The 25754-nt window shown below is 60.7% G+C and carries 22 protein-coding genes and 1 riboswitch; of the genes, 14 read left to right on the top strand and 8 right to left on the bottom strand.

The features are described from left to right. Positions 1-232: 232 nt before the first annotated feature. The 5 genes from PMI11_RS26555 (at position 233) to PMI11_RS26570 (ending at position 3111) form a co-directional block, all read left to right on the top strand. On the top strand, positions 233-487 hold the full coding sequence (locus tag PMI11_RS26555; RefSeq protein WP_007823466.1) for a hypothetical protein: 255 nt from the start codon (positions 233-235) through the stop codon (positions 485-487). A gap of 181 nt (positions 488-668) precedes the next feature. Further along, positions 669-1001 (top strand): hypothetical protein, encoded by a 333-nt coding sequence (locus PMI11_RS26560; RefSeq protein WP_007823468.1) that lies wholly within the window; start codon positions 669-671, stop codon positions 999-1001. Positions 1002-1017: 16 nt separating this feature from the next. Continuing rightward, positions 1018-1740: a hypothetical protein gene (locus PMI11_RS37475; protein ID WP_007823469.1), complete on the top strand. Its 723-nt coding sequence runs from the start codon at positions 1018-1020 to the stop codon at positions 1738-1740. Then, positions 1718-2449: an IclR family transcriptional regulator gene (locus tag PMI11_RS26565; RefSeq protein WP_244430699.1), complete on the top strand. Its 732-nt coding sequence runs from the start codon at positions 1718-1720 to the stop codon at positions 2447-2449. Before PMI11_RS37475 ends, PMI11_RS26565 begins: the two co-directional genes overlap by 23 nt. 101 nt (positions 2450-2550) lie before the next feature. Beyond that, positions 2551-3111 carry an ethanolamine ammonia-lyase reactivating factor EutA gene (locus tag PMI11_RS26570; protein ID WP_007823475.1) on the top strand — a complete coding sequence of 187 codons (561 nt, stop codon included), beginning with the start codon at positions 2551-2553 and terminating at the stop codon, positions 3109-3111. A 165-nt stretch (positions 3112-3276) separates the two neighbouring features. Here PMI11_RS26570 and atzF read toward each other — a convergent pair whose 3' ends face one another. Genes atzF through PMI11_RS26605 form a run of 7 tightly spaced genes read right to left on the bottom strand, consistent with a single transcriptional unit; the run spans position 3277 to position 12876 of the window. Beyond that, positions 3277-5082: an allophanate hydrolase gene (atzF, locus tag PMI11_RS26575; RefSeq protein ID WP_007823477.1), complete on the bottom strand. Its 1806-nt coding sequence runs from the start codon at positions 5080-5082 to the stop codon at positions 3277-3279. A 3-nt stretch (positions 5083-5085) separates the two neighbouring features. Then, on the bottom strand, positions 5086-8625 hold the full coding sequence (gene uca / locus PMI11_RS26580) for an urea carboxylase (protein WP_007823479.1): 3540 nt from the start codon (positions 8623-8625) through the stop codon (positions 5086-5088). A 1-nt stretch (position 8626) separates the two neighbouring features. Next, a complete protein-coding gene (locus tag PMI11_RS26585) occupies positions 8627-9277 on the bottom strand; it encodes an urea amidolyase associated protein UAAP2 (protein ID WP_007823480.1) in 651 nt (216 codons plus the stop codon). A gap of 10 nt (positions 9278-9287) precedes the next feature. Then, positions 9288-10109 (bottom strand): urea amidolyase associated protein UAAP1, encoded by an 822-nt coding sequence (locus tag PMI11_RS26590; RefSeq protein WP_007823482.1) that lies wholly within the window; start codon positions 10107-10109, stop codon positions 9288-9290. Then, the gene (locus PMI11_RS26595) at positions 10106-10930 is read right to left on the bottom strand and encodes an ABC transporter ATP-binding protein (protein ID WP_025668311.1); all 825 of its coding nucleotides are present in this window, start codon (positions 10928-10930) and stop codon (positions 10106-10108) included. Before PMI11_RS26595 ends, PMI11_RS26590 begins: the two co-directional genes overlap by 4 nt. Further along, positions 10927-11745 (bottom strand): ABC transporter permease, encoded by an 819-nt coding sequence (locus PMI11_RS26600; RefSeq protein ID WP_007823484.1) that lies wholly within the window; start codon positions 11743-11745, stop codon positions 10927-10929. The genes PMI11_RS26595 and PMI11_RS26600 overlap by 4 nt, the downstream gene beginning before the upstream one ends. Positions 11746-11802: 57 nt before the next feature. Then, positions 11803-12876 (bottom strand): putative urea ABC transporter substrate-binding protein, encoded by a 1074-nt coding sequence (locus tag PMI11_RS26605; RefSeq protein ID WP_007823486.1) that lies wholly within the window; start codon positions 12874-12876, stop codon positions 11803-11805. A 74-nt stretch (positions 12877-12950) separates the two neighbouring features. Beyond that, a riboswitch (guanidine-I (ykkC/yxkD leader) is annotated at positions 12951-13063 on the bottom strand. A 326-nt stretch (positions 13064-13389) separates the two neighbouring features. Between PMI11_RS26605 and PMI11_RS26610 the strand changes: the two genes are divergently transcribed. The 9 genes from PMI11_RS26610 to PMI11_RS26650 all read left to right on the top strand — a co-directional run bounded on the left by PMI11_RS26610 (position 13390) and on the right by PMI11_RS26650 (position 25054). Then, the gene (locus tag PMI11_RS26610; RefSeq protein WP_007823488.1) at positions 13390-15738 is read left to right on the top strand and encodes a helix-turn-helix transcriptional regulator; all 2349 of its coding nucleotides are present in this window, start codon (positions 13390-13392) and stop codon (positions 15736-15738) included. A gap of 286 nt (positions 15739-16024) precedes the next feature. Next, positions 16025-17584 (top strand): ABC transporter substrate-binding protein, encoded by a 1560-nt coding sequence (locus PMI11_RS26615; protein ID WP_007823490.1) that lies wholly within the window; start codon positions 16025-16027, stop codon positions 17582-17584. 109 nt (positions 17585-17693) lie between these two features. Beyond that, complete coding sequence (locus tag PMI11_RS26620; protein ID WP_007823492.1) at positions 17694-18716, top strand: ABC transporter permease; 1023 nt, start codon at positions 17694-17696, stop codon at positions 18714-18716. Continuing rightward, positions 18716-19597 carry an ABC transporter permease gene (locus PMI11_RS26625; protein WP_007823494.1) on the top strand — a complete coding sequence of 294 codons (882 nt, stop codon included), beginning with the start codon at positions 18716-18718 and terminating at the stop codon, positions 19595-19597. The genes PMI11_RS26620 and PMI11_RS26625 overlap by 1 nt, the downstream gene beginning before the upstream one ends. Continuing rightward, positions 19594-20436 carry an ABC transporter ATP-binding protein gene (locus PMI11_RS38205; protein ID WP_007823497.1) on the top strand — a complete coding sequence of 281 codons (843 nt, stop codon included), beginning with the start codon at positions 19594-19596 and terminating at the stop codon, positions 20434-20436. Before PMI11_RS26625 ends, PMI11_RS38205 begins: the two co-directional genes overlap by 4 nt. Further along, positions 20433-21317 (top strand): ATP-binding cassette domain-containing protein, encoded by an 885-nt coding sequence (locus PMI11_RS38210; RefSeq protein WP_007823499.1) that lies wholly within the window; start codon positions 20433-20435, stop codon positions 21315-21317. The genes PMI11_RS38205 and PMI11_RS38210 overlap by 4 nt, the downstream gene beginning before the upstream one ends. Before the next feature lie 5 nt (positions 21318-21322). After that, on the top strand, positions 21323-22870 hold the full coding sequence (locus PMI11_RS26640; protein ID WP_007823501.1) for a hydantoinase/oxoprolinase N-terminal domain-containing protein: 1548 nt from the start codon (positions 21323-21325) through the stop codon (positions 22868-22870). Further along, a complete protein-coding gene (locus tag PMI11_RS26645; protein WP_007823502.1) occupies positions 22860-23963 on the top strand; it encodes a DUF917 domain-containing protein in 1104 nt (367 codons plus the stop codon). Before PMI11_RS26640 ends, PMI11_RS26645 begins: the two co-directional genes overlap by 11 nt. A gap of 5 nt (positions 23964-23968) precedes the next feature. After that, entirely contained in the window at positions 23969-25054 is a 1086-nt protein-coding gene (locus tag PMI11_RS26650) for a DUF917 domain-containing protein (protein ID WP_037072215.1), read from the top strand. Between the two features lie 138 nt (positions 25055-25192). On the opposite strand, the gene PMI11_RS26655 is transcribed toward PMI11_RS26650, so the two are convergent. Continuing rightward, entirely contained in the window at positions 25193-25510 is a 318-nt protein-coding gene (locus PMI11_RS26655) for a hypothetical protein (RefSeq protein WP_007823507.1), read from the bottom strand. Between the last annotated feature and the right edge of the window lie 244 nt (positions 25511-25754).

Consider the following 25754-nt stretch of genomic DNA (forward strand, 5'->3'; position numbering starts at 1 on the left):
GAGCTGGCCCCCCCCCCCCGGGACGGTGAGCGATCGCTCCAATTCAACCCCTTGTTCCTGCGTTCCCTGACATGGATTGCGTTGCGATGTCACATCGAAACAATGAAGACGGCTGTCCGGTGAGTACCTGCGCCCGACAATCATTTGAGATGTTTCAAGCGCTTTACCGGCTCGACAAGATCGCGGCGCAATCCTGTCGTTTCAAACTCGATTGAGGTCTGACGATAGAAAGATGTTTATGCGCAAAACAAGCGAAAAACGCGTAGCGCAGGGCAACAGGCCACCATATGCGTTGACGGCGACCTGGGAAAACCGGTCGGAACTTCTCGCGATCATGCATAATGCGATGAACCTTGCCGAACAGGTTCAGAAATTATGGGAACGGAGCGGCCAGATCGGCCGTATCTCGCAGTCGGATACGGATGAAATGGTGCTGCTGCTGTCCGAACTGAGCGCATTGAGCGAAGCGGCGCGGCAGTTGGATTGAAACGTCTTGAACTGCAAGGTCAGAAAATGATGCGCGGCTATGTCAGGACGCAGGTCAGCCGCGCATCAGATCAACGCTTCGCAGCGTTCAGCCTTTGAGCCCGAACAGGGCCTCGGCATTGCGGAAGCAGATCTTCTCCATGTCTTCCTTGGGAAGATTGAGCGAATTCAGGATCTTCAGCGTGTCGCGGAAAGCCCAGCACAAGGGCACCACCTATTCGGGTGTCGAAGGCATCGCCATGCAGGATGCCTCACTGCAGGAAAGCATGGGCCCAATCGTCGATCGCAGCAAGGAAAACCTGGTTTCGACAGACAACGGCATCATCATGGCGCGCCACCGTCTGCTGAGGGCGGGACGTGCGCTGAAGGACGAGGGCGCCACGCCGCCCGGCGTCGATCCGGCTCATCATCGCGTGCGCTCGGCTGCGGTCGTGCTTCCGGCGGACAAGGCCTATATCGATATCGCTGATGAAGCGCTGACCGTGATTTCGGGCAAGGCACAGACCAGCGTCTGATAAAGGAGCGCACATCATGCAACTCGGATTGAGTGAAAGCGCCCGTGCGACGACGGCGGAAGAGGCGCGGTTCCGGATCAACTATCCGAACTCGCGGCCGCGAAAGTCGCGCGTTATCGCCCTCGACAAGACCGCCGAGGCTACACTGGAACGGCTGGCTGCCGGTTACGCCGGAGGCTATGCGCATTTCCTGCGTTACATTGAGGCCAAGCCCGCGAGCAATTCCCTGAAGATGCTGCCCGTCGATGCGGTTCTGGAGGATCTCTCCGGCAAGCGCGCGGCGCTGGTGGATGAAATCACCGATGCCGATGTCATCGTCATGCTGACGACTGCCGGCAGCTCGGCAGAAGCGGCAGAAGTCATCGGCAACGCGTGCTTCGTGCGCAGCAAGATGACGACGGGCCTGGTCGTCAGTTCGGCCGATGTGGCCGCTCGATCTCGCCCGCACGCTGACGGCGATGCGCCCCTTTGCGGCGATGCTCGTCATCTCCAATGGGGACGATTATGTCGCCGAGATGCTGAGCGCGCTGAGGGTCTGAGAATGCTCAGGGCGTGGCGTGAGTATTTGCAGGAGCTGTGTTATGGACGATCCTTTACTCCTTGCAAACAGACGGAAAACGCACGCCATGAATGCATCTGTGAAGGAAACGGCACGCACGAAAAAAGCCCCTGCCAAGCGCAACCGCTTGTCTTCGGTCACTACGGCCATCCACCTTTTGAAAGCATTTTCGGAGGATGAGGTCGAAATCGGTGTCAGCGCGCTGGCCCAGAAGCTGAAGGTGGCAAAGAGCACGGTTCACCGCCTTGCTGTGACACTGGTCGCTGAAGGGCTGCTCGAGCAGAACCCTGAGACCGAGCGTTACCGTCTCGGAGTTGGCCTGTTCGGGCTTGGAACGTTGGTGCGTCGCCGCATGAACCTTTCGAATGAGGCGCGTCCGTATCTGTTCGACCTTCGCAAGAATACCGGCGAGACCATCATTCTCGGCATTCCGACCGATACCGAAGTGATGCATGTCTACGACCTGGAAAGCCCGCAGGCGGTCGGCATCAAGTCGGATCTCGGTGCCCGCCGGCCGGCGCATTGCACCGCAGTCGGCCGCGCGATCTTCGCCTTCGCGCCGGAGGAGATGATCGAGCGCCTGCTTGCCGGGCCGCTCGTGGGACGCACGTCGCATACGATTACCGATCCCGCGCGGGTGCGCGAGATTTTCGCGGAGGTCCGCCAACGCGGCTTTGCAATCGAGGATGAAGAGAGCGAGCTGGGCATTCGGGCGATTGCCGCCCCGGTCCGCGATTCCACTGGTGCCGTCGTCGGTGCCGTCGGCGTTGCCGGGCCGTCGCTGCGGCTCTCGCTCGAAGCCATAGAAAAGTTTGTGCCACCGCTGCTGGACACGGTGGCCACCATTTCATCCCGCCTCGGCCATGGAGCGGGCTACAGACAAAGATGACAGGGAGGAGCGCGTGACCGTGATGACATTGAGCGGGACCGATACGAAATGGTCCTGCGCCGACGGAGACACGATCATGCGATCCGGTCTCGGCTTTCCCTATGAATGCAATGTCGGTTCCTCCGGTAATTGCCGTTTTCGATCTCCTCGAGGGAGAGATCGAGGAGCTTCGCCCCGATGCGCCAGGCCTCAGCGTCCATCCGCTGAGCCTCCTGCCGGTGCGCAATATACCGGTCATCAAGCCGGCGATCGATTTCATTGACAAGATCGACCCAGCAGATGTCGCGGCCCGGATCAACGAATCCTTGTCGCGTCTTGATCTTGGCGGTGGCGAAAGCCCAGTGGCCGTCTGTTACGACTGGGATGGATCGGCCAGCTATCGCCGGCTCGATGGCTTTTGTCGTGGCGTGATCGAGGGCTTGAAGCCGGTCCTTTCACAGGGCCATCCGCTGATCCTCGTCGGCAATGGCGATGTCGGCGGTCTCGTCGGCATGCATTGCAAGCTGGAAGCGGGCATCTCGTCGCTCGTCTCGATTGACGGCATAAAACTCGATGAGTTCGACTTCATCGACATCGGCGCCATGCTGGAAACGTCGGGGGCCGTCCCCGTCGTCATCAAGTCATTGGTATTCCCAGACAAAAAACTCGGGAGCGGCGGATAGGACGACCGTCGCGGGCTTTATGTGTCCACGACGATCCTCTCTCATCGTTCGGGCGCATCCTACCGCTCGGCGATCTCCATTGATCGACCGCGCAGCGCGCCCGCTCGCACTACAAGCCCATTCATCAGCAGACGGAGTATGAATTTCACAGCCGTGCTCTCCGAGTCACGCAGCCGATTTGCTGCGCATATAGTTTCGCCAGCCACCAAGCGCGGTCACCTCCTCCGCTCCGACAACGGCATGGGCTTCGCATAGGAAACACGATACGCTTGAGCCATCCTCCAGCGTTACCTTTCCGATGCCCAGCGGGGCGGGGATCTTGGCGACGAAACGCCCGAAGCCTTCTGGGGGCAACGCCCAGACCTCGATCTCCAGCCCGTGCCCGTCATATCCAGGTTCGCGGATCAGGCCGGGTTTTTGAGGCGTGGTATTCGGCAACACGAAGAGGCGATAGTCGCCTGCCGTGCGGCAGGCTTTGACGAACTTGCCGCCCAATGTGGTCAGTTCGTGGTTTAAAGGCATTCCCGTCAGATGCGCACCGACCACAGCAATGGCGATGGACTCGTCTGCGGCCGGTGTGATCCGGCTTTGCTCGGGAAGGGCAGCATTCCGGTCGATACCCATGCCGGCGGCGGCAGCGCGGTGCAGCGCATCGGCAAGGGGAGCCAGCGCATCGTCGGTGAAGGCCGGCGCAATCAGCGTCACACCGCCCGGCAGGCCATTGGCACCGAAGCCGGCGGGAATGGCGATGGCCGCGCAATCGAGCAGATTGACGAAGTTCGTGTAGCGGCCAAGCCGGCCATTGAGCACGATCGGATCGGCGAGCATGTCCGCGACCTTATAGGTCGTCGGTGCAGTCGGCAGCAGCAGCAGATCGGCCTTTGCCCATTCGGCTTCCGTCTTGCGCCTGAGATCTTCGAGCTTATAGCGGCCGTTGAAGGCTTCGACAGCCGTCTTGCCTTTCGCACCTTCGATGATCTTGCGAACCGTGGGATCGAAATCGGCGGCGTTACTTGCCAGGAAATCTTCAACGGCAGCCAGGCGCTCGGCAACCCAGGGGCCGTCGTAGAGGAGAGAAGCCGCCTCACGGAAGGGCGCATAATCGAAGGGAACGATCGTCGCCCCGAGCGCTTTCGCCCGTTCGATCGCCTGATTGTAGAGCGCTTCGACATTAGCATCGCCGAAGAACTCCCGCTCCGCGCCGTCGAGAACGCCGACCCGCAGACCGGCAACCGGAAGAGTTGCCGGCTTGGCATGCCGCGAAAACGCATCGGCGGCATCGAAGCCCTCGGCAATCTTGCGAATCGCGACCCCGTCGCCGACCGTCGGCGCAAAGATCGTGATGCAGTCGACGCTCTTGCAGGCTGGCACGGCGCCGGTATTCGACAGCAGGCCCGGAGTCGGCTTGATGCCAACGAGATTGTTGAAAGCGGCCGGCACGCGGCCTGAACCTGCTGTATCCGTGCCGAGCGCGAAGGTGGCGAGGCCGGATGCCACCGTCACCGCCGAACCGGAGCTCGAACCGCCTGAAATATAGTCGGCATCGAAGACCGATCGTGGTGCTCCATGGGGTGAGCGTGTGCCATTGAGGCCGGTCGCGAACTGGTCGAGATTGGTCTTGCCGATCACGATCGCACCTGCTGTCCGCAGTTGTGCGACGACAGTTGCGTCCTTCTCGGGATGATAAGCGAAAGCCGGGCAGGCGGCGGTGGTCGGCAGCCCCGCTACGTCGATATTATCCTTCACCGCGAAGGGAATACCCCAGAGCGGCAGGCTGTTCGGCTTAGGTGCACGTTCCATCAGAGCTCGTGCTTCGGCCCGCAACGTATCATCAGGTGTCGGGGTGATGAAGATTGCCGGATCCTTCGAGGCTGCCCGGCGGGCAATGATCGTCTCGATAATATCGAGCGGGCTTTTGCCTGCCTCATAGGCTGCGCGAAGGCTTGTCAGATCAAGAATGGTCGGCAGCATGGTTCAGCATTCCTCCAGAACAACAATGATATCGCCCGCTTTGACGTTGCGTCCGGGGCCTGCACGCAGGTCGCGAACGCGGCCCGGCGCATGTGCGGTGACGTTGATTTCCATTTTCATGGATTCGATGATGGCAAGCGTGTCGCCGGCCGCGACCGGTGCGCCCGGCTCGACCAGAAGTTTCCAGATATTGCCGGGCACGGCGCTGGCAACCCCGAAGCAACCTTCGGGAATGTCCCCATCCGGGCTCTCGCCGGAGCCTTCGTCGGTCACGAAGCTGTCGAGCCCCGCCTCCTTCCAGCGCTGGCGTTCGGCATCGAAAGCCGCCTGCTGACTCGCCTTGAAAGTGCCGATCGAGGCGGCATTCGCCTGCAATTCCTTCTCGTATACGGCGTAGGAGAATTCCGTTTCCTCGATCTTTACAGGATATCCGCCATGCGGGAAGGCGCTGCGCGCCTCCGTCAGTTCCTGGTGGCTGACAGGAAAGAAGCGGATCTGATCGAAGAAGTTTAAAAGCCACGGCTTGTCCTTGGCAAAGACCGGTGTCTGCCGCCAGGTGTTCCACACCTGGATGGTGCGGCCGAAAAGCTGGTATCCGCCGGGGCCTTCCATGCCGTAGATGCACATATAGGCCCCGCCGATACCGACGGCGTTTTCCGGCGTCCAGGTGCGGGCAGGATTGTATTTCGTCGTCACCAGCCTGTGGCGCGGATCGACCGGTGTTGCGACCGGCGCGCCGAGATAGACGTCGCCGAGGCCGAGCACGAGATAGCTGGCGTCAAAGACGATGTTGCGCACTGCCTGTTCGTCAGCCAGCCCATTGATGCGGCGGATGAACTCGATATTGGATGGGCACCAGGGCGCATTCGGCCGCACGAGTTCCTGATACTTGCGCATAGCAAGCTCCGCATCCGGATCGTTCCAGGACAGCGGCAGATGCACGATGCGGCTCGGCACCTTGACGTCCTGCGCTGCCGGTAGGCTCGCCTCTATCTCGGCCAACAGGCCGAGCAGGCGTTTGCGGGTGAGTGCCCTACCGTCATAGTGGATCTGCAGCGAGCGGATGCCAGGCGTGAGATCGATGATGCCGGGAAGGCGGGCTTGCAATATGGCCTGCATCAGGAGATGCACCCTGAGCCGCAGAGCGATATCGAGCGTCATCGGTCCATATTCGACCAGCAGATTGTCATCGCCCTGGCGGCGGTAGACGACCGAGACCGGCCCGTCGTCGCGCTTGCCGATGATTGGCGAGCCTGTTTCTTCCGTTGCACGATGCACCGCCGGACCCGCAATCGGGTCCTCAGGCCGCGTGACGGGATGGAAGCGGATGCGATCGCCCGGCTTGAACTGGCCCATTTTCCATTGCTCGTCGCGAGCGATCACCGCCGGGCAGACGAAGCCGCCGAGGCTCGGACCGTCCGGTCCGAGGATGATCGGCATGTCACCAGTGAAATCGATCGCGCCGATCGCATAGGCATTGTCATGCAGGTTGGACGGATGAAGGCCGGCTTCGCCGCCATCGCTGCGTGCCCATTTCGGTGCTGGACCGATCAGGCGCACGCCAGTGCGGGCGCTGTTGAAATGCACCTCGTAGCTCGTCGAAAACAGCGTCTCGATATCGCCGTCCTGAAAGAAATCAGGCGCGCCATGCGGACCGTAGAGGACGCCGACATCCCATTCGCGGGTCAGTTCTGCAGGCTCGGTTGCCGGTTTCGGCGGTTCGGCGGCGGCCTGACGGGCAAGATGCAACACATGGCCGGTCTTCAGCGTCCCGGTGGCATTGCCACCGAACTGGCCGAGCCCGAAGGTGGCGCGGGAGCCCAGCACGATGGGAGCGGCAAAACCGCCCGCCACAGCGAGATAGGCTCGCTGCCCTGGCCCATCGATGCTGCCGATCGAGAGGATCTGGCCAGCGCGGATTGTTGCGGCTTCGTCATGGGGCAGCTTCACGCCGTCGACGCTCATCGCCATCTTCGCGCCGGCAAGCGCAACCACAGTGTCGGTATGGAACTTCAGTACTGGGCCGGAAACCGTCAGCTCCAGCGCCGCAACCATATCACCGTTGCCGACGAGGCGGTTGGCATGGCGGAATGAACGCTCGTCCATTGGGCCGCTCGGCGGCACGCCGACGTGCCAGAGACCAAGGCGGCCCGGCAGTTCCTGAATGCTCGATTGTGCGCCCGGCGCGATCACCTCGATAACGTCAGGCACGAAGGAAAAGTCGCGCAGCGCCGTCGTCGCGACTTTACCGCTGGCAAGCAGCTCGGAGCCGGCGATGGCGCGAAGATAGTCGAGATTGGTCTCGATGCCCGATATCGACGTGCCGGAGAGTGCCGCCTTCAGCTTCTCGATTGCCGCCGGACGATCCTCGGCGGAAACGATCAGCTTGGCGAGCATTGGATCATAGAAAGGCGTCACCTCTGTGCCGGTCTCGATCCAGCCGTCGAGGCGTACATCTTCAGGGAAGACAACCTCTGTCAGCAGGCCGGCGCTCGGGCGGAAATCGGCATGCGGCATCTCGGCATAGACGCGCACTTCGATCGCCGCTCCCTTCGGCTGCAGCACCTCGCTGCCCAAAAGCACATCCTCGCCGGCGGCCTGGCGGATCATCCATTCGACGAGATCGATACCGAAAATGGCCTCGGTGACGGGATGCTCGACCTGCAGGCGGGTGTTCACCTCGAGGAAGTAGAATTCCTCACGTACGGGATCATAGATGAATTCGACGGTGCCGGCGGATTCGTAGGAGACAGCCGAGCCGAGGTCGACGGCTGCCTTGTGCAGGCGGGCGCGGGTTGCGGTCGAAAGACCGGGGGCAGGGGTCTCCTCCACCACCTTCTGGTTTCGCCGCTGCAGCGAGCAGTCGCGCTCACCGAGCGCAATGACCTTGCCTTTGCCATTGCCGAAGATCTGTACCTCGACATGCCGTGCCTCCGCCACGAAACGCTCGATATAGACGCGCGCATCGCCAAAGCTTGCCCGCGCAGTGCGTTGCACGCTTTCGAAGGATGCCTTCAGGCTTTCGGCATCGGCGCAGAGCTGCATGCCGATGCCGCCGCCGCCGGCCGTACTTTTCAGCATGACGGGATAGCCGATCGTTTCTGCCGCCGAGAGCGCTTCATCGGCGCTCGAAAGCAGGCCGGTGCCGGGCAGGAGCGGCACGCCGCTCGCCTTGGCGAGTTCGCGCGCCGTATGCTTCAGGCCGAAGGCGGAGAGGTGTTCGGGCCGAGGGCCGATGAAGGCGATGCCTTCGGCGGCAAGGCGTTCGGCAAAACCGATATTTTCCGACAGAAAGCCGTAGCCGGGATGAACCGCCTCGGCTCCCGTCGCCTTGCAGGCGGCGACGACGGCATCGATATTGAGATAGCTTTCGCTGGCCGGCGCAGGCCCGAGGCGGACAGCTTCATCGGCCATTAGGGCAGGCCTGGCGAAACGGTCGGCATCGGAATAGACGGCGACGGAGGCGATGCCCATCTGCCTCAGGGTCTTGATGACCCGGTTGGCGATTTCGCCCCGGTTGGCGATCAGGACTTTCTTGAACATGTCAGTCCTCGCCATCCCAGATCAGCACCCGGATCGGCGTCGGGTCGAAACCGTTGCAGGGATTGTTGATTTGCGGGCAGTTGGAGATGACGCAGAGCACATCCATCTCGGCGACGAGCTCGACATAGTCGCCCGGCGCGGAGATGCCGTCGACGATCGTCATCTCGCCGGTAGGCTGGATCGGCACGTTCATGAAGAAGTTGATATTCGGGACGATATCGCGCTTGCCCATGCCGTGCTTGCTGACTTCGAGCACGAAATTGTCGCGGCAGGCGTGCAGGTATTTCGTGCCATGGCCGAAGCGCACTGTATTGCTCTCACAGGAGCATGCGCCAGCGGACGTGTCATGGCGGCCGCAGCTGTCGGCCGTCATGGTCAGCATGACATTGCCTTCGTTCGACACGATTTTCGTACCGATGCCGATATAGGCGGCACCCTGCATGCGCATCGTATCCTGATTGGAATAGCGCTCGGAGAAATCATCGGCACGATAGAAGAGCGTGTCGATCGCCTGCTGGCCGTAGCTGTCCTCGATGCGGATCGTCTGGCCCTTGCGCACGATGCCGGACCACGGGGCTTCAGCCGGAATGAAATGGTCCTGGGCCGCACTCTGCAGGCTGCGGGCAGGGGAGGTCTGGATGAAATCGGACATCGTCGTCTCCTCAGGCCTGCATCAGGGCGTTGTTTTCGAAACCGCGAACCGCTTCGGCGGTTGCCGTGCTGCAAAGGTCATCCGCAGCCGGCACTGCAGCCTTGTAGCGGGTGATGACAACTGGCTTCGGCTGGTAGGCGGGATCAGGATCGAGCGGATGCGGGCAATTGGAAAAGCCGACAAGCATGTCCATCTCGGCGCGCATTTCGACGTAATCGCCGCTGTTGGAGCGCTTGCCTTGCCAGCCGAAACCGCCGGCCTCGGCAAGACGCACTGGCGCGAAGAGATTGAGGATGCCTGGAATATCGCGACGGTCGAGGCCGAGCTTGACCGCAGCGAGGACAAGGTTGTCGCGGGTGTTGCGGGTCTTTTCGCCTGGATATTTCGCTGCGTTCGAGGCGGCCGTCGAGCCACCCATCAGGCAGTCATGGGCGCCGGAACTGTCCTCGATCATCGAGAACATGACGCGGCCCATGTCGGAGAAGATCACGCGCCCCTTGCCGAGCGCCGTCGTCCACTGGACCTTGGCGGTATCGACGAGATTGATCCGCTCGCTCGGATCATCGGCATTCCAGGCGACGAGCGCCACGGTGGAATTGCCTTCGGCCTGATCGACGCGGATCGCCTCGCCACGCAAAAGCTTCGTCGACCAGTACCAACCACCTGGGATAGTCTCCTGGTGAATGACGGCGTTCGCATCAATGGCCGGCGCCGGCAGCGGGCTTGGGCCGGGTAAGGCCTTTGGCGCGAATTCCAGGCCCTTCTTCTGATGCTCCTCATAGCGCGCGCGATTGGCGGCGATCTCTTCGGGCGAGCGTCTTATATGCATCATAGCATCTCTCCTGATGGTGCCAGGTCGTCCCGGCTGTGCCCCAGGGAAGCGACCAGGCCGTCCCGGTCGGGGCTGAAAATCGATGACTGGCCGGCAAGGCGCGGCGGCCAGATGGAAATATCCTTGGTGATGGTGGCGCCGTAGCGCTCCTTCTCTTCCGGCCGGTCGCGACGGCGCTCGAAGGCGACGACGCGGCTCGCCAGCGTGAAGGCCTCGCGCATGTCATGGGTAACCATGACGACGGTCATCTGCGTTTCGTGCCAGAGCCGCTTCATCAGCGTGTGGATTTCTGCTCGGATGCCGGGATCGAGTGCGCCGAAGGGCTCGTCGAGCAGCAGCACTTTCGGCTTCATGATGAGTGCCTGGGCGAGCGCAAGGCGCTGCTGCATGCCGCCGGAAAGCTGGGCTGGATATTTCCCCTCCGAACCGGCAAGTCCGACCTCGGTGATCAGTTGGCGTGCTTCCGCGATGGCGTTGCGGCGTGCCGCGCCAAAGAGCTTGGCCTTGTAGCGCGCGGCGGACAATTCCTTGCCGAGCAGCACATTGCCGAGCACCGTCAGATGCGGAAAGACGGAGTATCGCTGGAAGACGACACCGCGATCCGGTCCCGGCTCCGGCGGCAGGGGCTCGCCGTCGAGCAGGATCTTGCCCCTCGTCGGCTGTTCCTGGCCAAGCAGCATGCGCAGGAATGTGCTCTTGCCGCAGCCGGAGGGCCCGACAAGGGCGACGAAGGCGCGCGAGGCGACTGTCAGCGACACGTCTTCGAGCACGATCTGGTCGCCATACTCCTTCCAGACCTTTTCGATCTTCAACTCGCTCATGCCTGCTTCTCCAGCTCCGACCAGGGGAAGACGGCAATGCGCAGACGGTCGAGCAAAGTGTTCATCACCACGGCGAGCAGGGTGATCCAGACCACATAGGGAAAGATGATATCCATCGAGAGGTAGCGGCGGACGAGGAAGATGCGGTAGCCGAGGCCGGAATCCGAGGAGATCGCCTCGGCCGCAATCAGGAACAGCCAGGCCGGGCCGAGCTGCAGCCTGAGGCAGGTGATCAGCCGCGGCAGGATCTGCGGCAACACGACGCGCAGGCCGATCTGCCAGGAGGAGCCGCCAAGCGTCTCGGCCTTGACGATCTGTTCGCGAGGCAGTTCCAGCGCCTTCAGTGCCAGGTCGCGGATCATCGTCGGAGCGACGCCAATGACGATGAGGGCGATCTTCGAAGTCTCTCCGAGACCCATAACAATGAAGAGGATTGGCAGAAGCGCCAACGGCGGAACCATGGAGATCACGGCGACAAAAGGGGAAAGCAACGCCCTCAGATAGGGCAACATGCCGATCAACATGCCAACTGCGAGCGCAATTGCCGTCGAGATACCGAGGCCGGAGAGCAGGCGGATCAGGCTCGCGCCCGTGTCCGACCAGAGCAGAAATTCGCCGGTACGCTGGTCGGCGACGAAGGCCAGACGGTTGATCGCATCGGCAAAGCCGGCAAGGCTCGGCAGAAGCTTGTCATTGGCGTTTTCCGCCAGCCGTGCGGCCGAGCCAAAGGCATAGGCCACAACGAGCAGCACGAAGGGCAGCAGCATCAAGGCAAATTGCGCGCCCCGGCTCGGCCTCGTGTTGATCCAACGCATGGGAAATGCTCCGCTGGTGAAGGGAAGGGGCGCGGGTAAGCCGCGCCGCCATTGCGATCAGAGCGAACCGTCGGCGGCTGCCTTCATGTAGGTCTCTGTGAAGCGCAGCTTCACGTTGCCGGTATCGCCCAGCACCTTGCCATCGGGCATTTCAATGCCGATGACGTCAGCGGACGGCGCGCCATTGCCGAGCAACCCCTTCTCGAAGAGGAAGGTGCGCACCAGATCCATGGTCTTCGGCAGGCCAGGCGAGGCGGTGAAGGCAACGGCATCGGCCGGCTTGTCGAAGAGTTTGGTCGCGGCAAGCTGAGCTTCGAAGCCGGCGAGATCGGTGCCCGAAGCGGAGCTCATGGCCTCGCGGGCCGCCTTGCCTTCGGCAGTATCGGCCCGCAGCAGGGCAGCCGTCTCGTACCAGATGCCGGCGAGCGCCTTGCCGAAATTCGGATTGTCCTTGAGCACGCCGCTGTTGGCGACCATCAGGTCGATGATTTCGCCCGGCACCTGCGAACTGTCGAAAACCTTCTTGGCCGTCGGGTCTTCGAGGATGGTCGAGACCAGCGGGTTCCAGGTGACAACGGCGGAGACATCGGCTGTCTTATAGGCAGCGACCATGTCGGCATCAGACGTGTTGACGACCTTTACGTCGCGCTCCGTCAGCTTGATGCTTTCGAGCGCTCGGGCGAGCAGATAATGCGAGACGGAGAATTCAACGAGATTGACGTTCTGGCCCTTGATATCGGCAAGGCTCGCCTTGTCCTTCAGGATCACGGCGTCATTGCCGTTCGAGAAGTCGCCGACGATGACGGCGGTCGTATCGACTCCCCCGGCAGCCGGGATCGACAATCCGTCCATATTGGTCAGTGTGACGGCGTCGAAGGCGCCGGCCGTGTACTGGTTCATCGACTCCACGTAGTCGTTGAACTGGGTGACATCGATCTTGATGCCGTATTTGTCGGCCCATTTCTTGACGATGCCGTGATCGGCCGCATAGCCCCAAGGCATCCAGCCGACATAGATGGACCAGGCTACCTTGAATTCGGTCTTCTGCTCGGCCTTGGCGATGGAGCTGAAACCCAGTGCCAGCGAAGCGGAGAGGGCGGTAATGGAAAGGATCTTCGAAAAAGTCTGCATTTAAATTCCCCTTTTGCTTTTCTTCAAAAGGGATCGGCAATGACCATCGTGCCGCCAATCCCTTGGCTTACGAGGTCTCCCGGGCTTTTGTCCCGCCGTGCACCCGACAGGATTTCTCCCCCGCCGGTAGTAGCTCTCGGACCAGTCGCGCTTTTTTGAAAACGCCGGAACCCTAGCCACCAACTCTGCCTCTACCGAAGCAAGCGCTATGCCAGATCGCGTATGTGTTTGATTTTCAAAGATTGGCGTGTGTCGCGCATTATTCAGTGCTATGAAAGTGCATACCGATGCCCATCTGATGGGCAGTTCGTGAAATGGCGTAGATAAAACGCACAAGATTTGTGCGGCTGCAAAAGACCGGCTAAATTAGGAAATAGTCGGTTTCTGCAGCAAAGTGAGCAGCACGCAGATCGCCAAATACTCCTGAGAAAGAGGTAGTTCATTCGGCACCTCACTGCTGCTATGACATGCGTGAAGCGGGTTGATGAACGCATGTTCACCCCAGAGAATTGAGTGCAGCATTTGGTCCACAGACCTCGAGTCTTTGATGCTCTTCTGGCGCGCCGCGAGCCGATCGTCGTTCTCGATGCGCCCGCCGGCATGGGCAAGACGTCGGCTCTGAATGAGATTGCCGCTCATTTCGGCGCCGAGATTCACGCCGATGAAACGACACCCGCATGGCGACCTGATCAGGTCTGCATCTGGGATATCCCACCCCATGGCAAGCCGACCGCCTTACCTGAAGCCTTTCTGTCGGCTCGGGCGCGGATTTTTATCGCAAAGCGCCCCGATACGCTGCTGCCAGGCCTCTCTCGGGCTATCGCCTATGGTCAGGCCTATGTCGTGGACCAAGCTTTTCTGCTCATCGACCAGCACGAAGCGACAGAGATTTTTGCCGAGGGTGTGGCTGATATCATGCACGCATCAGGCGGGTGGCCCCTGATTGCATTCAATCCGACATTGAGTTCAGAACGTTTGAGCGCATTCCTCGAAAGCGAGCTTCTTCAATCCGCACCGCCCGAAGTACTGGTCGATCTCCGCATCGTTCTGGATACGGGCAAAGGGGATTTTCGCGAACAATCCCATTTCCTTCCCCTCGTTGCGGAGAACGGCCTGCGCGTAAAGGCGATCGCCAGCGAGATTGATCGTGCGCTCGATGCCGTGATAGCGGAGCGGATAAAGGTGCTGGCCGATGCCAAGGCGATTGCGGACAGTTTTGCGGCCCATGGCCATCCGATACGGGCGATCGAGATATTCCAGCGCGTCGGTCTATACGACAGCGCGCTCAAGATCTTCACCGAGGCGAAAGGCATCTTTCTCCTCTATTTCCATGGGCCGGAAGCCTATGATCGAATTCTCGCCGGTTTTCCGCGAAGCTACGCGCTGCAAAGCGAAGTCCTGGTGCTTGCACTCGCACTGCAGGCATTGAAACTCGGGGATGTGTCGCGTGCGCGTCGACTGCTTGCCGACCGTTTCGGCGATTTGGCCAACGATCCGGACGCAGTCTTTGCCCAGAATGCCGTATTTTCTCGGGAATTCAGGGCGTTCCGGCTGCTGATGCTCATCTATGAAGACTATTTCTTCTCCGAAAAGCTCCTGGAAACCTGTTTCGCGCTTGTTGCCGAATTCCCGCTCGACGACCATCTCTTTCGCGGCAGTTTCTACAATTCGGTGCTCGAATTCTACATCCGCAACCGGCGTTTTGCGGAGGCAGAGGAAGTGGCGCAGCGTGCAATGCACCACTACGAGCACGCAAATGCCCCGATGCTCTGCTTTTATGTCAGCCTCCATCAGGCGCTGATCCGTCTCTTGATGGGTGATGCGCTGGCAGCCCGCAAACATTCGCTCCGGGCTGCGGAAAGTCTTCGCGAGCTTCCATTCGAAAGCCGAAATGATCAGCGTCTTCAATTGCTCCTTGAGGCCTGCGTCGAATACGAGACCGGACGGGCTGAACCGCTTGCCCGATTTCTCAGCCTCGAGATCGACGATTTCTCCCATAGCGAAATCTGGCCAAGCCTGCTGGAATTTGCGTTGCATTACGGCAGCCAGGCACTTGGAGATCATTTCTCGACGATCGCGGCGCGCAGCTTTCTCGACCGTTGGCGAGTTTATCAGGTGTCCAACCGCCAATTCCAGGCGATGATCGAAATCCGCGAGGCGGCCATCCTGCAGAATGCAAATCGCTGGCAGGAGGCATCGCAATGCCTTGCAGCAATCACGTCGCGCATCGACCGGAACCGGGTGGTAAGCAATGATGGAGAGCTGGTCCACCTGCATGATCGCGACGAAATAGCGCTCGCGCTCGCATGGCTACGCCAGACAACGTACGAGCAGCCCGCACGCCCCGGCCTGGAAAGCCTGATCGAAGGTATCATCGGCAACAGGCATCTGACCGATCGCCAGCGCCTGAGTGCGCAGATCTGGCTTGCCTATATTGCTAAGCGCCAGCGCAACCTGACGCGCGCCCGCGCCATCCTGCAGAAGATCTTCGAGGATTGTGCCCGCCTCGGCGCCATCGCTCCGCTTTCGGAAGAGCGCGTTTTCCTGGAGGAGTTGATCGACAACCAACGCATCGGCGGCTTCCTGGCGACGTCGCTGCCTATCAGGCAGATCATCCGCAAGCTGCGCGACAGCGGCAGGTTGTCGAGCCGCTCTGCGGGCGGGCGCAATGACCTGTCGCGGCGCGAGAGCAAGATCCTGCTGATGATCTCGGAAGGCGCTGCCAACAAGTTCATTGCCAGCACGCTCGGCCTCAGCGAGGCGACGGTAAAATTCCATCTCGGCAATGTCTATCGCAAGCTCGGCTGCCGCAACCGGCAGGAGGCGATCAGCGCGGCTAGGGCGCTCGGTTTTGTCAGCTGATTCAGAATCCGGGCGAGATCGGCTTCTCCACGGACACAAAACCTAGACCATTTAAACGAAAACCTAGACCCGTCATCTGTTGAGCAGGTTGCTTTGCATGTGCAATCTTCTTCTCAGACCTCCTCTGGCGGACAATCGGATGGGTCAGCGAAGGGAATTCGGCAAACCGGCAACCCAAGTGTCGGATGCTTCTCCCGAGCAGACCGTACGGTTTAGTGCTGGGTGGAAGGCGGTCCAACAAAAGCGATCAAAACGGTCGCAGGGAACTTTTGAACCGGGAGATATCATGAGCAGATTACAGCTGATTGCTTCTACCGCTATGGCCGTGCTTGCCGCCGGCTTTGCGGGCTCGGCCGCGGCCAAAACGACCGTGACCATGAATACCGTTCAGATCTTCGGTACGATCGATCCCGCCAAGATCTCTGATTACACCGACTATATGGCTGCCGTGAACCTCTATGACGGTCTGGTGACTGTCGATTCCAGCGGCAACCTGCAGCCTGAACTCGCCGAGAGCTGGACCGTTTCGCCGGATGCCAAGGAAGTGACCTTCAAACTGCGCTCTGACGCGCATTTCAGCGATGGTTCGCCGGTTGAGGCCGCAGACGTCGTCTATTCCTTCGAGCGGCTGTTGAAGATCAATCTCGGCCCGGCCAATCTCTTTGCAGACGTGCTGAAGCCGGGCTCGGTCGTGGCCGTCGATCAGCACACCGTTAAATTCACCCTCTCGAAAGCCTTCGCGCCGTTCCTCAGCACGGTCCCGGCCGTCTTCATCGTCAATGCCGACGTGGTAAAGGCCAATGCCGGCAATGATGACGGCCAGACCTATCTTTCGACGAAGACTGCCGGTGCTGGCCCGTACACGCTGAAGGACTGGGACCGCGGCGCGTCAATGACGATCGAACGCGATCCCAAATACTACAAGGGCTTCAATGACGGCCCGATCGACGAAGTGCGCTGGATCATCACCAATGACGAGGCGACCGTCCGCTCGCTTGCAGCCTCCGGCGAACTCACGATGAGCAGCCAATACCAGGCGCCCGATACCTACAAGGCGCTCAAGGAAATGGACCGCTTCAACATCGTCAGCGAAGATACGACGATCGGCTTCTACCTGAAGCTCAATACGAAGGTGCCGCCGACCGACGATATCCATATCCGGCGCGCACTTGCCTATGCGACCGACTACGACACGATCCGCAGCGTCATCGTGCCGGGCGGTCAGCTGAACGGCCCGCTGCCTTCAGGCTTTGCCGACTATTATGCGAGCGACCTGCCGGCACCGAAATACGATCTCGAGGCCGCTAAGGCGGAAATCGCCCAGTCGAAATATGCCGGTGGCGAAATCCCGATCACGCTCGGCTATGTCGCCGGCACCAAGTTCGAGGAAGAGCTCAGCCTGCTGATGCAGTCGAACCTCGAACAACTCGGCTTCAAGGTGACACAGCAGGCCGATCCGTGGAACCGAGTGACGGAAATTGCCGGCAAGGTCGAAACGACGCCAAACGTCAACCAGATCTTTTTCGGCCCGACCTATCCTTCGCCGGATTCCATGTTCTTCACGCAATATCATTCGAAAGCGGCCGGCACCTGGGCTTCGGCAGAATGGCTGCAGGATCCGACGATCGATGCCCTGATCGATCAGGCTCGCGAAACGCCCGATAAGGCCAAGCAGGCCGAGATCTACAAGGAATTGCAGCACAAGATCGTCGATCTGCAGCCGGATGTCTTCCTGGAAACACAGACGGTGCAGCATGCCATGGACAAGTGCCTGGAAGGCTTCCATGCCGTGCCGATGCAGTCCTTTGACTACAAGTTCACCCGCTACCGCTGGACTTGCAAGTAGCGGCTGAGCGCGTTTCGGGCAGCGTCACCCTCATGACGAACTGCCCGGAAAGGACGGCCTGAAAGGGCCGTCCACATCCTCCTTCATGAATTGAAACAGGGCTGGAACATTGGAATTCCTCCTCTTCCTGGTCAGGCGCGCTTTGTGGTCGCTGCTTGTTCTTTTCGGACTGTCGGTGGTGATCTTCACGATCGCTCGCGGCATGCCGGGGGATCCGGTGAGATTGGCGCTCGGGCCTCGTGCCAGCAATGAGCAGGTCGAGCAATTTCGCCAGACACTCGGCTTCGACAAGCCGTTGATCCAGCAATACGGGATCTATGTATCCGGGCTCGTCGGCGGCGATCTAGGCCTGTCGCTGCTGACCAAGCGCCCGGTCAGTAACGATATCCGCGAGACCTTCGCCGCAACCTTCGAGCTGGTGCTTGCCACGATCACCATCGCCTTCCTGTTCGGTGTTCCCCTTGGTGTCGCCGCCGCGCGCTGGAAGGACAAATGGCCAGATAATCTCGTGCGGTTGATTGCGATCTTTTCCGCCGTGACGCCGAGCTTCTTCCTCGCGCTCGTATTGCAGATCCTTGCCGGCTATGTGCTGCATATCCTGCCGACGACCGGGCGCCTGCCGCCGGGCATGGTCTTCAGCGCCGATATTACCGGTCTCGTCACGCTCGATTCTCTGCTGCACGGGCGGCTGGACGTTTTCGGCGAGGGCCTGCGCTATCTCCTTCTTCCCTCACTCGCGCTCTCTGCGGCGACCATGGGCCAGATCGCACGCATCACGCGCTCCTCGATGATCGACGTCTCCAGCCAGGATTATATCGAGGCGAGCCGTGCCTTTGGCATTCCCGAGCGTGTGCGGGTGTTCAAATATATGTTGCGGCCGAGTTTCGTTCCGCCGCTCACCATTTCCGGCCTCGAATTCGCATCGCTGATCGGCAACGCCTTCGTCGTCGAACTCGTTTTCGCATGGCCCGGCATGGCGGCCTATGGCGTGCGTACCATCATGCAGAAGGACCTGAACGCCGTCATGGGCGTGGTGATCGTCTCCGGCGTCTTCTTCGTCATCGTCAATCTCGTCATCGATGTGCTGGTCGGCATTGTCGATCCGCGCATTCGTATCCGGGGGAGGCGCTGATGTCAGATGCTCCTGTTATCGAGGCCGAACGCCTCTCGAATGCATATCAGAACTGGTATCGCTTCTCACGCAATCCGACCGCCGTCATCGGTGCCGCGATCGTCATCATCTGCGTGCTCGCCGCGATTCTCGCACCATGGATCACGCCGCATCCCGAACATGTCGGCGCGGCCGTCAACTTTCGCGCCCGCCATCTGCCGCCATCAGGCGACTTCTGGTTCGGCACGGACAATGTCGGCCGCGATATCTTCAGTCGCGTGATCTTCGGCATGCGCATCTCCTTGCTTCTGGCGCTGGTCGTGCTCGGCACGGCCGTTCCGATCGGCACCATCCTCGGCATTCTCGCCGGCTATTTCGGAGGCTGGGTCGAGGTCCTGATCATGCGCGTGACGGATATTGCGCTCGCTATCCCGCCGCTCGTCATGGCGCTCGCCGTCGCCGCGGTGCTGTCGCCGAACCTCATCAATTCGCTGCTTGCCATATCGGCGCTCTGGTGGACATGGCACACACGACTGATCTATTCGATCACCAAGCAGATCCGCGCCCAGGAATTCATCGAGGCGGCGGAGACACTCGGTGCGAGCAAGTTCCATATACTCTTCCGCGAGATCCTGCCGAACTGCGTCTCGGCAATTGCCGTGAAGACCTCGCTCGATTGCGGTTTCGTCATCCTCGTCGGCGCCTCGCTCTCCTTCCTGGGCCTCGGCATCCAACCGCCGACGCCAGATCTCGGCACGATGGTTGCCCAGGGCGCCGCCTTCCTGCCGGATTACTGGTGGGAATCGGTTCTGCCTGGCTCCGCCATTCTTTTCGTCGCGCTGGGCTTCAACCTGCTGGGTGATGGCCTGCGAGACCTCTTCGACGTCCAGGAGGTCCGATGAGTTTCCCGCTCCTGCGTGTCAGCAATCTTTCAGTCGAATTCTCCACCTATGGCCGTACCAGCCGCGTGTTGCATGGCGTCAGCCTCGACGTTCCCGCCCGATCGCAGGTCGCCCTTGTCGGTGAAAGCGGCTCCGGCAAGACGGTGACGATGAAGGCGATCATGGACTTGCTACGGCAGCCGCCCGCCCGCATCACATCCGGCGAGATCTATTATGATGGCGCCGATCTGCTGACCATGCCCGAGAAGGACCGGCTGCGGCTGCGCGGCACCGCCATGTCCATGGTGTTCCAGGACCCTATGAGTTCGCTCAATCCGGTCTTCACCGTTGGCGACCAGATGGGCACGATCCTGAAATATGCCGACAAGCGCCTCGGTCGCTCGCGCTCACGCAAAGAGCGCATGGCACGCGTCCATGAGGTGCTCGAACAGGTCCGGATGCGCGATCCCGAGCGTGTTACGCAGGCCTTCCCGATCATGTTGTCAGGCGGCATGCGACAGCGCGTGCTGATCGCCATGGCGCTCTTGAGTGAACCGCAGCTTTTGATTGCCGATGAGCCGGGCACCGCGCTCGACGTCACCACGCAGGCGCAAATCCTGAAATTGCTGAAGGATCTTGTGGAAGAGCGCGGTCTGGCGCTGCTGATGATCACCCACAATCTCGGCGTCGTGCGCGAGACCTCGAACTATGTCTATGTCATGAACAAGGGCGCCATTGTCGAACATGGCGAGACCGCCGGTATCTTCGACAATCCGCGCGATCCCTATACCCGCAGCTTGATCGATGCCGTGCCTAGGCTGACAGGCGGTACGCGTCCCAGCGGGGAGGTCAGCGCATGAGCACGCCGATGCTTGAGATCCGCAATCTTGCGAAATCCTTTCCCATTCGCAATGCCTTCGGCCGTCAGATCGGCGAGGTGAGGGCGGTCGATGACGTTTCCTTCTCGATCGAGAAGGGGAGAGTCTACGGCCTCGCCGGCGAAAGCGGCTCCGGCAAATCGACCATCGCTCGCATGATCATGGGGCTCGAAAAACCGGATGCCGGCGAAATCCTGATTGATGGCGTAGGCCTTGCGAAAACGGGACGTCACCATTCGCGACATGTGCAGATGGTCTTCCAGAATCCGGGTTCCTCGCTCAATCCGCGTCGTACGGTCGGTCAGTCTGTCGCCGTGCCGCTCGATGCGCATGGTTTTGCCGGCAACAGGCGCCAGCGCATTTCTGAGCTCCTGGAGATGGTGCAGCTGCCGGCGAATTTCGCCGAGCGTTATCCGCATGAGCTTTCCGGTGGCCAGAAACAGCGCGTGGCAATTGCACGCGCACTTGCCGTCGAGCCAAAACTGCTCGTGCTCGACGAACCGACCTCGGCGCTCGACGTCTCAGTGCAGGCGCGTGTCATCGACCTGCTGACCGATCTCGCCCGGCGCATGGATCTCACCTATCTTTTCATTTCCCACGATTTGAGCCTGATGCGCAATTTCGCCGGCACTGTCGGCGTGCTCTATCGCGGCCAGATCGTCGAAACGGGGGCAGTATCCTTCGTCTTCGAACACCCATCCCACGATTATACACGGCTTCTCCTCGCCTCCGTTCCCGTCATTTCAAAGGAGGAGGAGGCGATGCGCCCGAAAATTCCATTGATCGACGGGGAGATCCCGACAGCCGAGAAATTGCTGGCGCTCAGGGAAGTCGATCAACAAGCAAGTCACCAACGAGGTTAGGACTGATGATCAGAATTGGTATTGACGTCGGCGGCACCAATACGGACGCCGTCATCATGAATGGACCGGACGTGATTGCCGGCGTGAAGTCGGCGACAACAGCAGATGTCATGAGCGGTGTCGTCAACGCGCTGCGTGACGTGCTCGCCGCCTCAGGGATGGAGGCATCCGCTGTCGACTTCGTCATGATCGGCACGACGCATTTCACCAACGCTGTCGTTCAGCGTCGCGATCTCGCCCAGACGGCTGCCGTGCGGCTTGGCCTGCCGGCCACCGCCTCGCTGCCGCCGATGGTCGACTGGCCGGAGGATCTGAAGCAGGCAATCGGCAATCATGCCTATCTCGCTCACGGCGGCAATGAATTCGACGGCCGGGTGATCTCGCCGCTTGACGAGGAAGAACTGCTGAGGATCGCCGCCGACATCAAGGCGAAGGGCATCGACACGATCGCCATCACGTCCGTCTTCTCGCCTGTGAGCACCGACTTTGAAAAACGTGCTGGCGAGATCTTCGAAAAGGCTCTTCCAGGCGCTCATATTACGCTGTCCAGCGAGATCGGCCGCATAGGCCTGCTCGAACGCGAGAATGCGGCGATCATGAACGCCTGCCTGCGCGATCTCTCGGCCCATGTGATCGATGCCTTCCGCAAGGCGATCGCGGAGACCGGCATCAAGGGCAAATTCTTCCTGACGCAGAATGACGGCACGCTGATGGATGCCGCCTTCGCCGAGAAATTCCCGGTGCTGACTTTCGCCTCGGGTCCCACCAATTCCATGCGCGGCGCGGCCTTCCTCTCTGGTGTCGGCGATGCAATCGTCGTCGATATCGGCGGCACGACATCGGATGTCGGCTCCCTGTATAAAGGTTTCCCACGGCAGGCCACCGTCGCCGTCGAAGTGGGCGGCGTGCGCACCAATTTCCGCATGCCCGACGTCTTCTCGATCGGCCTTGGCGGCGGTTCGCATGTCGTCGAAACGGAGAATGGCATCAAGGTCGGTCCGCTGTCGGTCGGCTACCGTATTCAGACCGAAGCGCTCATCTTCGGCGGAAAGACGCTGACAACGACCGATATCACTGTTGCTGCCGGCAACGCGACACTCGGCGATCCCGCCAAGGCTTCCCATCTTCCAGCCGATCTGCTGCAGCGCGTACAGCAAAAGATCCACGACATGCTCGAGGATTGCGTGGAGCGCTCCCGCCTGTCTCCCGATCCCTTGCCCGTCATTGTCGTCGGCGGGGGCTCCATCCTCGTCAATCGGCCGATTGCAGGACTCGAAGTGATCAAACCATCGCATTTCGGCGTCGCCAACGCCGTCGGTGCGGCGATCGCGCAGGTCTCGGGTGAAGTCGACCGGGTCTATGCACTTGCCGAAATGGGGCGCGAGAAATCACTCGAAGATGCCAAGAGCCGAGCCATCGAAGCAGCGGTTGCGGCAGGCGCTGCACGCGACTCCATCGAGATCGTCGATGTCGAGGATGTGCCGCTCGCCTATCTACCTGGCAATGCTACCCGCATCCGCGTCAAGGCTGTGGGAGAGCTCAATGCCCGCTGAAGGTTACCTGCTTAGGGAAGAGGACCTGTTGCCGTTGTCGATCGGCGCGGCCCTGCTCGGTACCGGCGGTGGCGGCAATCCCTATATCGGAATGTTGCGCGCCCGCGAATTGATGCGCAAGGGCGCACAGGTGCGGGTGATGCCGTTGGAGGCACTTGCGGAGGATAGCTGGGTCGCTGAGGTCGGCGGCATCGGCGCTCCCGTTGTCGGTGTCGAGAAGATCGAGGAAGGCGGCGAATGCTACCGCGCCATGCGCGCGGTTGAGGAAACGGCAGGCGTCAAGGTCTCGGCTGTGATTTCCGCCGAAATCGGCGGCGCCAATTCCATCGAACCGATCATTGCCGCTGCGATGGCCGGACTGCCGGTTGTCGACGGCGATGGCATGGGTCGCGCCTTCCCCGAGGTACAGATGACGACCTACATGATCTACGGCGCACCGGTTTCGCCGGCGGCAATCGCCGATGAGAAGGGCAATGTCGTCGTCTTCAGGGACGTCATCGACATGTTCTGGCTCGAGCGTTTCGCCCGCGACACGGCTGTCGCCATGGGGGCAGGGGCCGGCTTCGCCACCGCGCCGATGCGCGGCGACTTCGTCCGCCGCACCGCCATCCCCGGCACGGTCAGCCAGGCATTGGAAATCGGCCGCACGGTACTCGAAGCCCGCGCCAAGCGTCAGAATGTCGTCGAGCGTGTGATTGAAAGCGCCGGCGCCAAGCTCTTCTTCACCGGCAAGATCGTCGATATCCGCCGCGAGTTGAAGGGGGGCTTTGCGCGCGGCCATGCCATCATTACTGGGACCGGCGACTGGACGGGTTCGGAAGCCCGCATCGCCATCCAGAACGAAAACCTCGTGCTCTGGATCGACGAGAAGCCCGTCATCATGGTGCCCGACCTGATCATGAATCTCGAAATCGATACTGGCGAGCCGATCACCACCGAGATGCTGCGCTATGGCCAGCGCGTCGCCGTCATCGGCCTGCCGGTGCACGATTTGATGAAAACGCCGCGCGCACTCGAAATCGTCGGGCCGAAAGCCTTCGGCTTTCCGGAGCTGACATTCGAGCCGCTGGTTACGCGCCAGACCGCGCGATAGGGGGAATGATGAAGACGTTGAGAACGATCCATGCCGAAGATCTCGAAGACATCGCGATCGGTGGCGCCATTCTCGGGACTGGTGGCGGCGGCGATCCCTATGTCGGCAAGCTGATGGCGCAGGAAGCGATCCGCAAGCATGGCCCGGTCAAGCTTGTCGATGTCGACGAATTGCCGGACGACGCGCTGGTCGTGCCCGTCTGCATGATGGGCGCTCCGACCGTCATGACCGAAAAGCTGCCCCAGGGCGACGAACTGATGAATGCCTTCCGTCAGCTCGAGAAAGTGCTGGGGCGGAAGATCGACGCGGTGCTTTGCGGCGAGGCAGGCGGGATCAATTCGACCACGCCTTTCGTTGTCGCCGCAGCAAGCGGCCTGCCGCTCGTCGATGGTGACGGCATGGGGCGCGCCTATCCCGAACTGCAGATGGAGACCTTTTCGCTGCACGGCGTCTCGGCAACGCCGATGGTGCTTTGCGACGACAAGGGTAATTCACTGGTTCTGGAAACCGTGAGTAACGGCTGGACGGAACGTCTGGCGCGCGCGGCAACTGTCGAAATGGGCGGTTCTGCCTTGCTCGCCTTCTATCCGATGAGCGGAGAGGTTGCCAAGAAGGCGGTTGTGCGCGGGACGCTGTCGCTATGCGTCAACCTTGGCCGCACGCTGCGGGAAACCCGAACAGCACATGCCGATCCCGTGGCTGCCATCACCAGGTTGCTCGGCGCGAGTATCATCTTCCACGGCCGCGTCAAGGATGTCGATCGCCGCACCATCGGTGGCTTTGCACGCGGCAGTGCGCGTTTCGACGGGCTCGACGAATGGAAGGGCCACGGCTTCAGGCTGGATTTCCAGAACGAATTCCTGATGGCTGAGCGGGATGGCAAGATAATCTGCACGACGCCCGATCTCATCACGCTGCTGGAGGCTGAGACGGGGGCTCCCGTGACTGCAGACTCCTTGCGGTATGGATTGCGCCTCGTGGCGCTTGCCTTCCCGTGCAACCCGCAATGGCAGACACCGGCCGGGATCGCCTTGGTGGGACCGCGCTACTTCGGCTACGATACGGATTATAAGCCCTACGCGTTCACCTAGGTATGGGACGGTTTGCTGTGGTGGTCGGAGTGTAGCGATGGTTCGAGTGTTCAGCGCGGCTTTGCATGCGCTGAACACCGAAGTCGCGGCACTTTCCCCACCGCTATACAGTTTCAACTGTATGGCCTATACGGCGATCTACGGAATGTCTCTCGACTCCAGCTCCGGGCAGCTTGCCTCGTTTCCGAAGGTGATCTCCTTGCGATCCCCGTTAATGGTCAGCCCTCTGAAGGTCAGCACGTTCTCGTCGCGATAGACGATCTCGCTGCGGTAAATGCCGGCGCGTATTGCTCTGTTCCTGGCCCGGCTGACGTTGCACTGCCCGATCGGCGGCGTCACATGCCAATTGGATGTGCCTTGCGTGTCGGTCTGCCAGCCGCCAGCGGAAGCAAGCGTCGAACTGGCGAGCAACGCAAATGCTGAAAGTACAAGTTTGGACGACAATCGAGATTTCACGATGTTACTCCGAGGCAATTCCGCTATCGATGCCTCTGCTATTATCTGAAATTGCTCGATAGATCATCCGGCAGCGTCCTGGTCGGCTTTGACTTCTCGGGGAATGGTGAACAACTACTCTAACGACATGCTTCCTCGCAGCAGTAGCTTGGGAGTCTAACGTTTGGCGATATGATTTGGGTGCGGTTTAAGTTCCATAATGTTGATTATGCGATCTTTGTATGTAGCGGCTATTTAGTAATGC

It is taken from the genome of Rhizobium sp. CF142, from assembly GCF_000281145.1.
GTDB lineage: Bacteria > Pseudomonadota > Alphaproteobacteria > Rhizobiales > Rhizobiaceae > Rhizobium.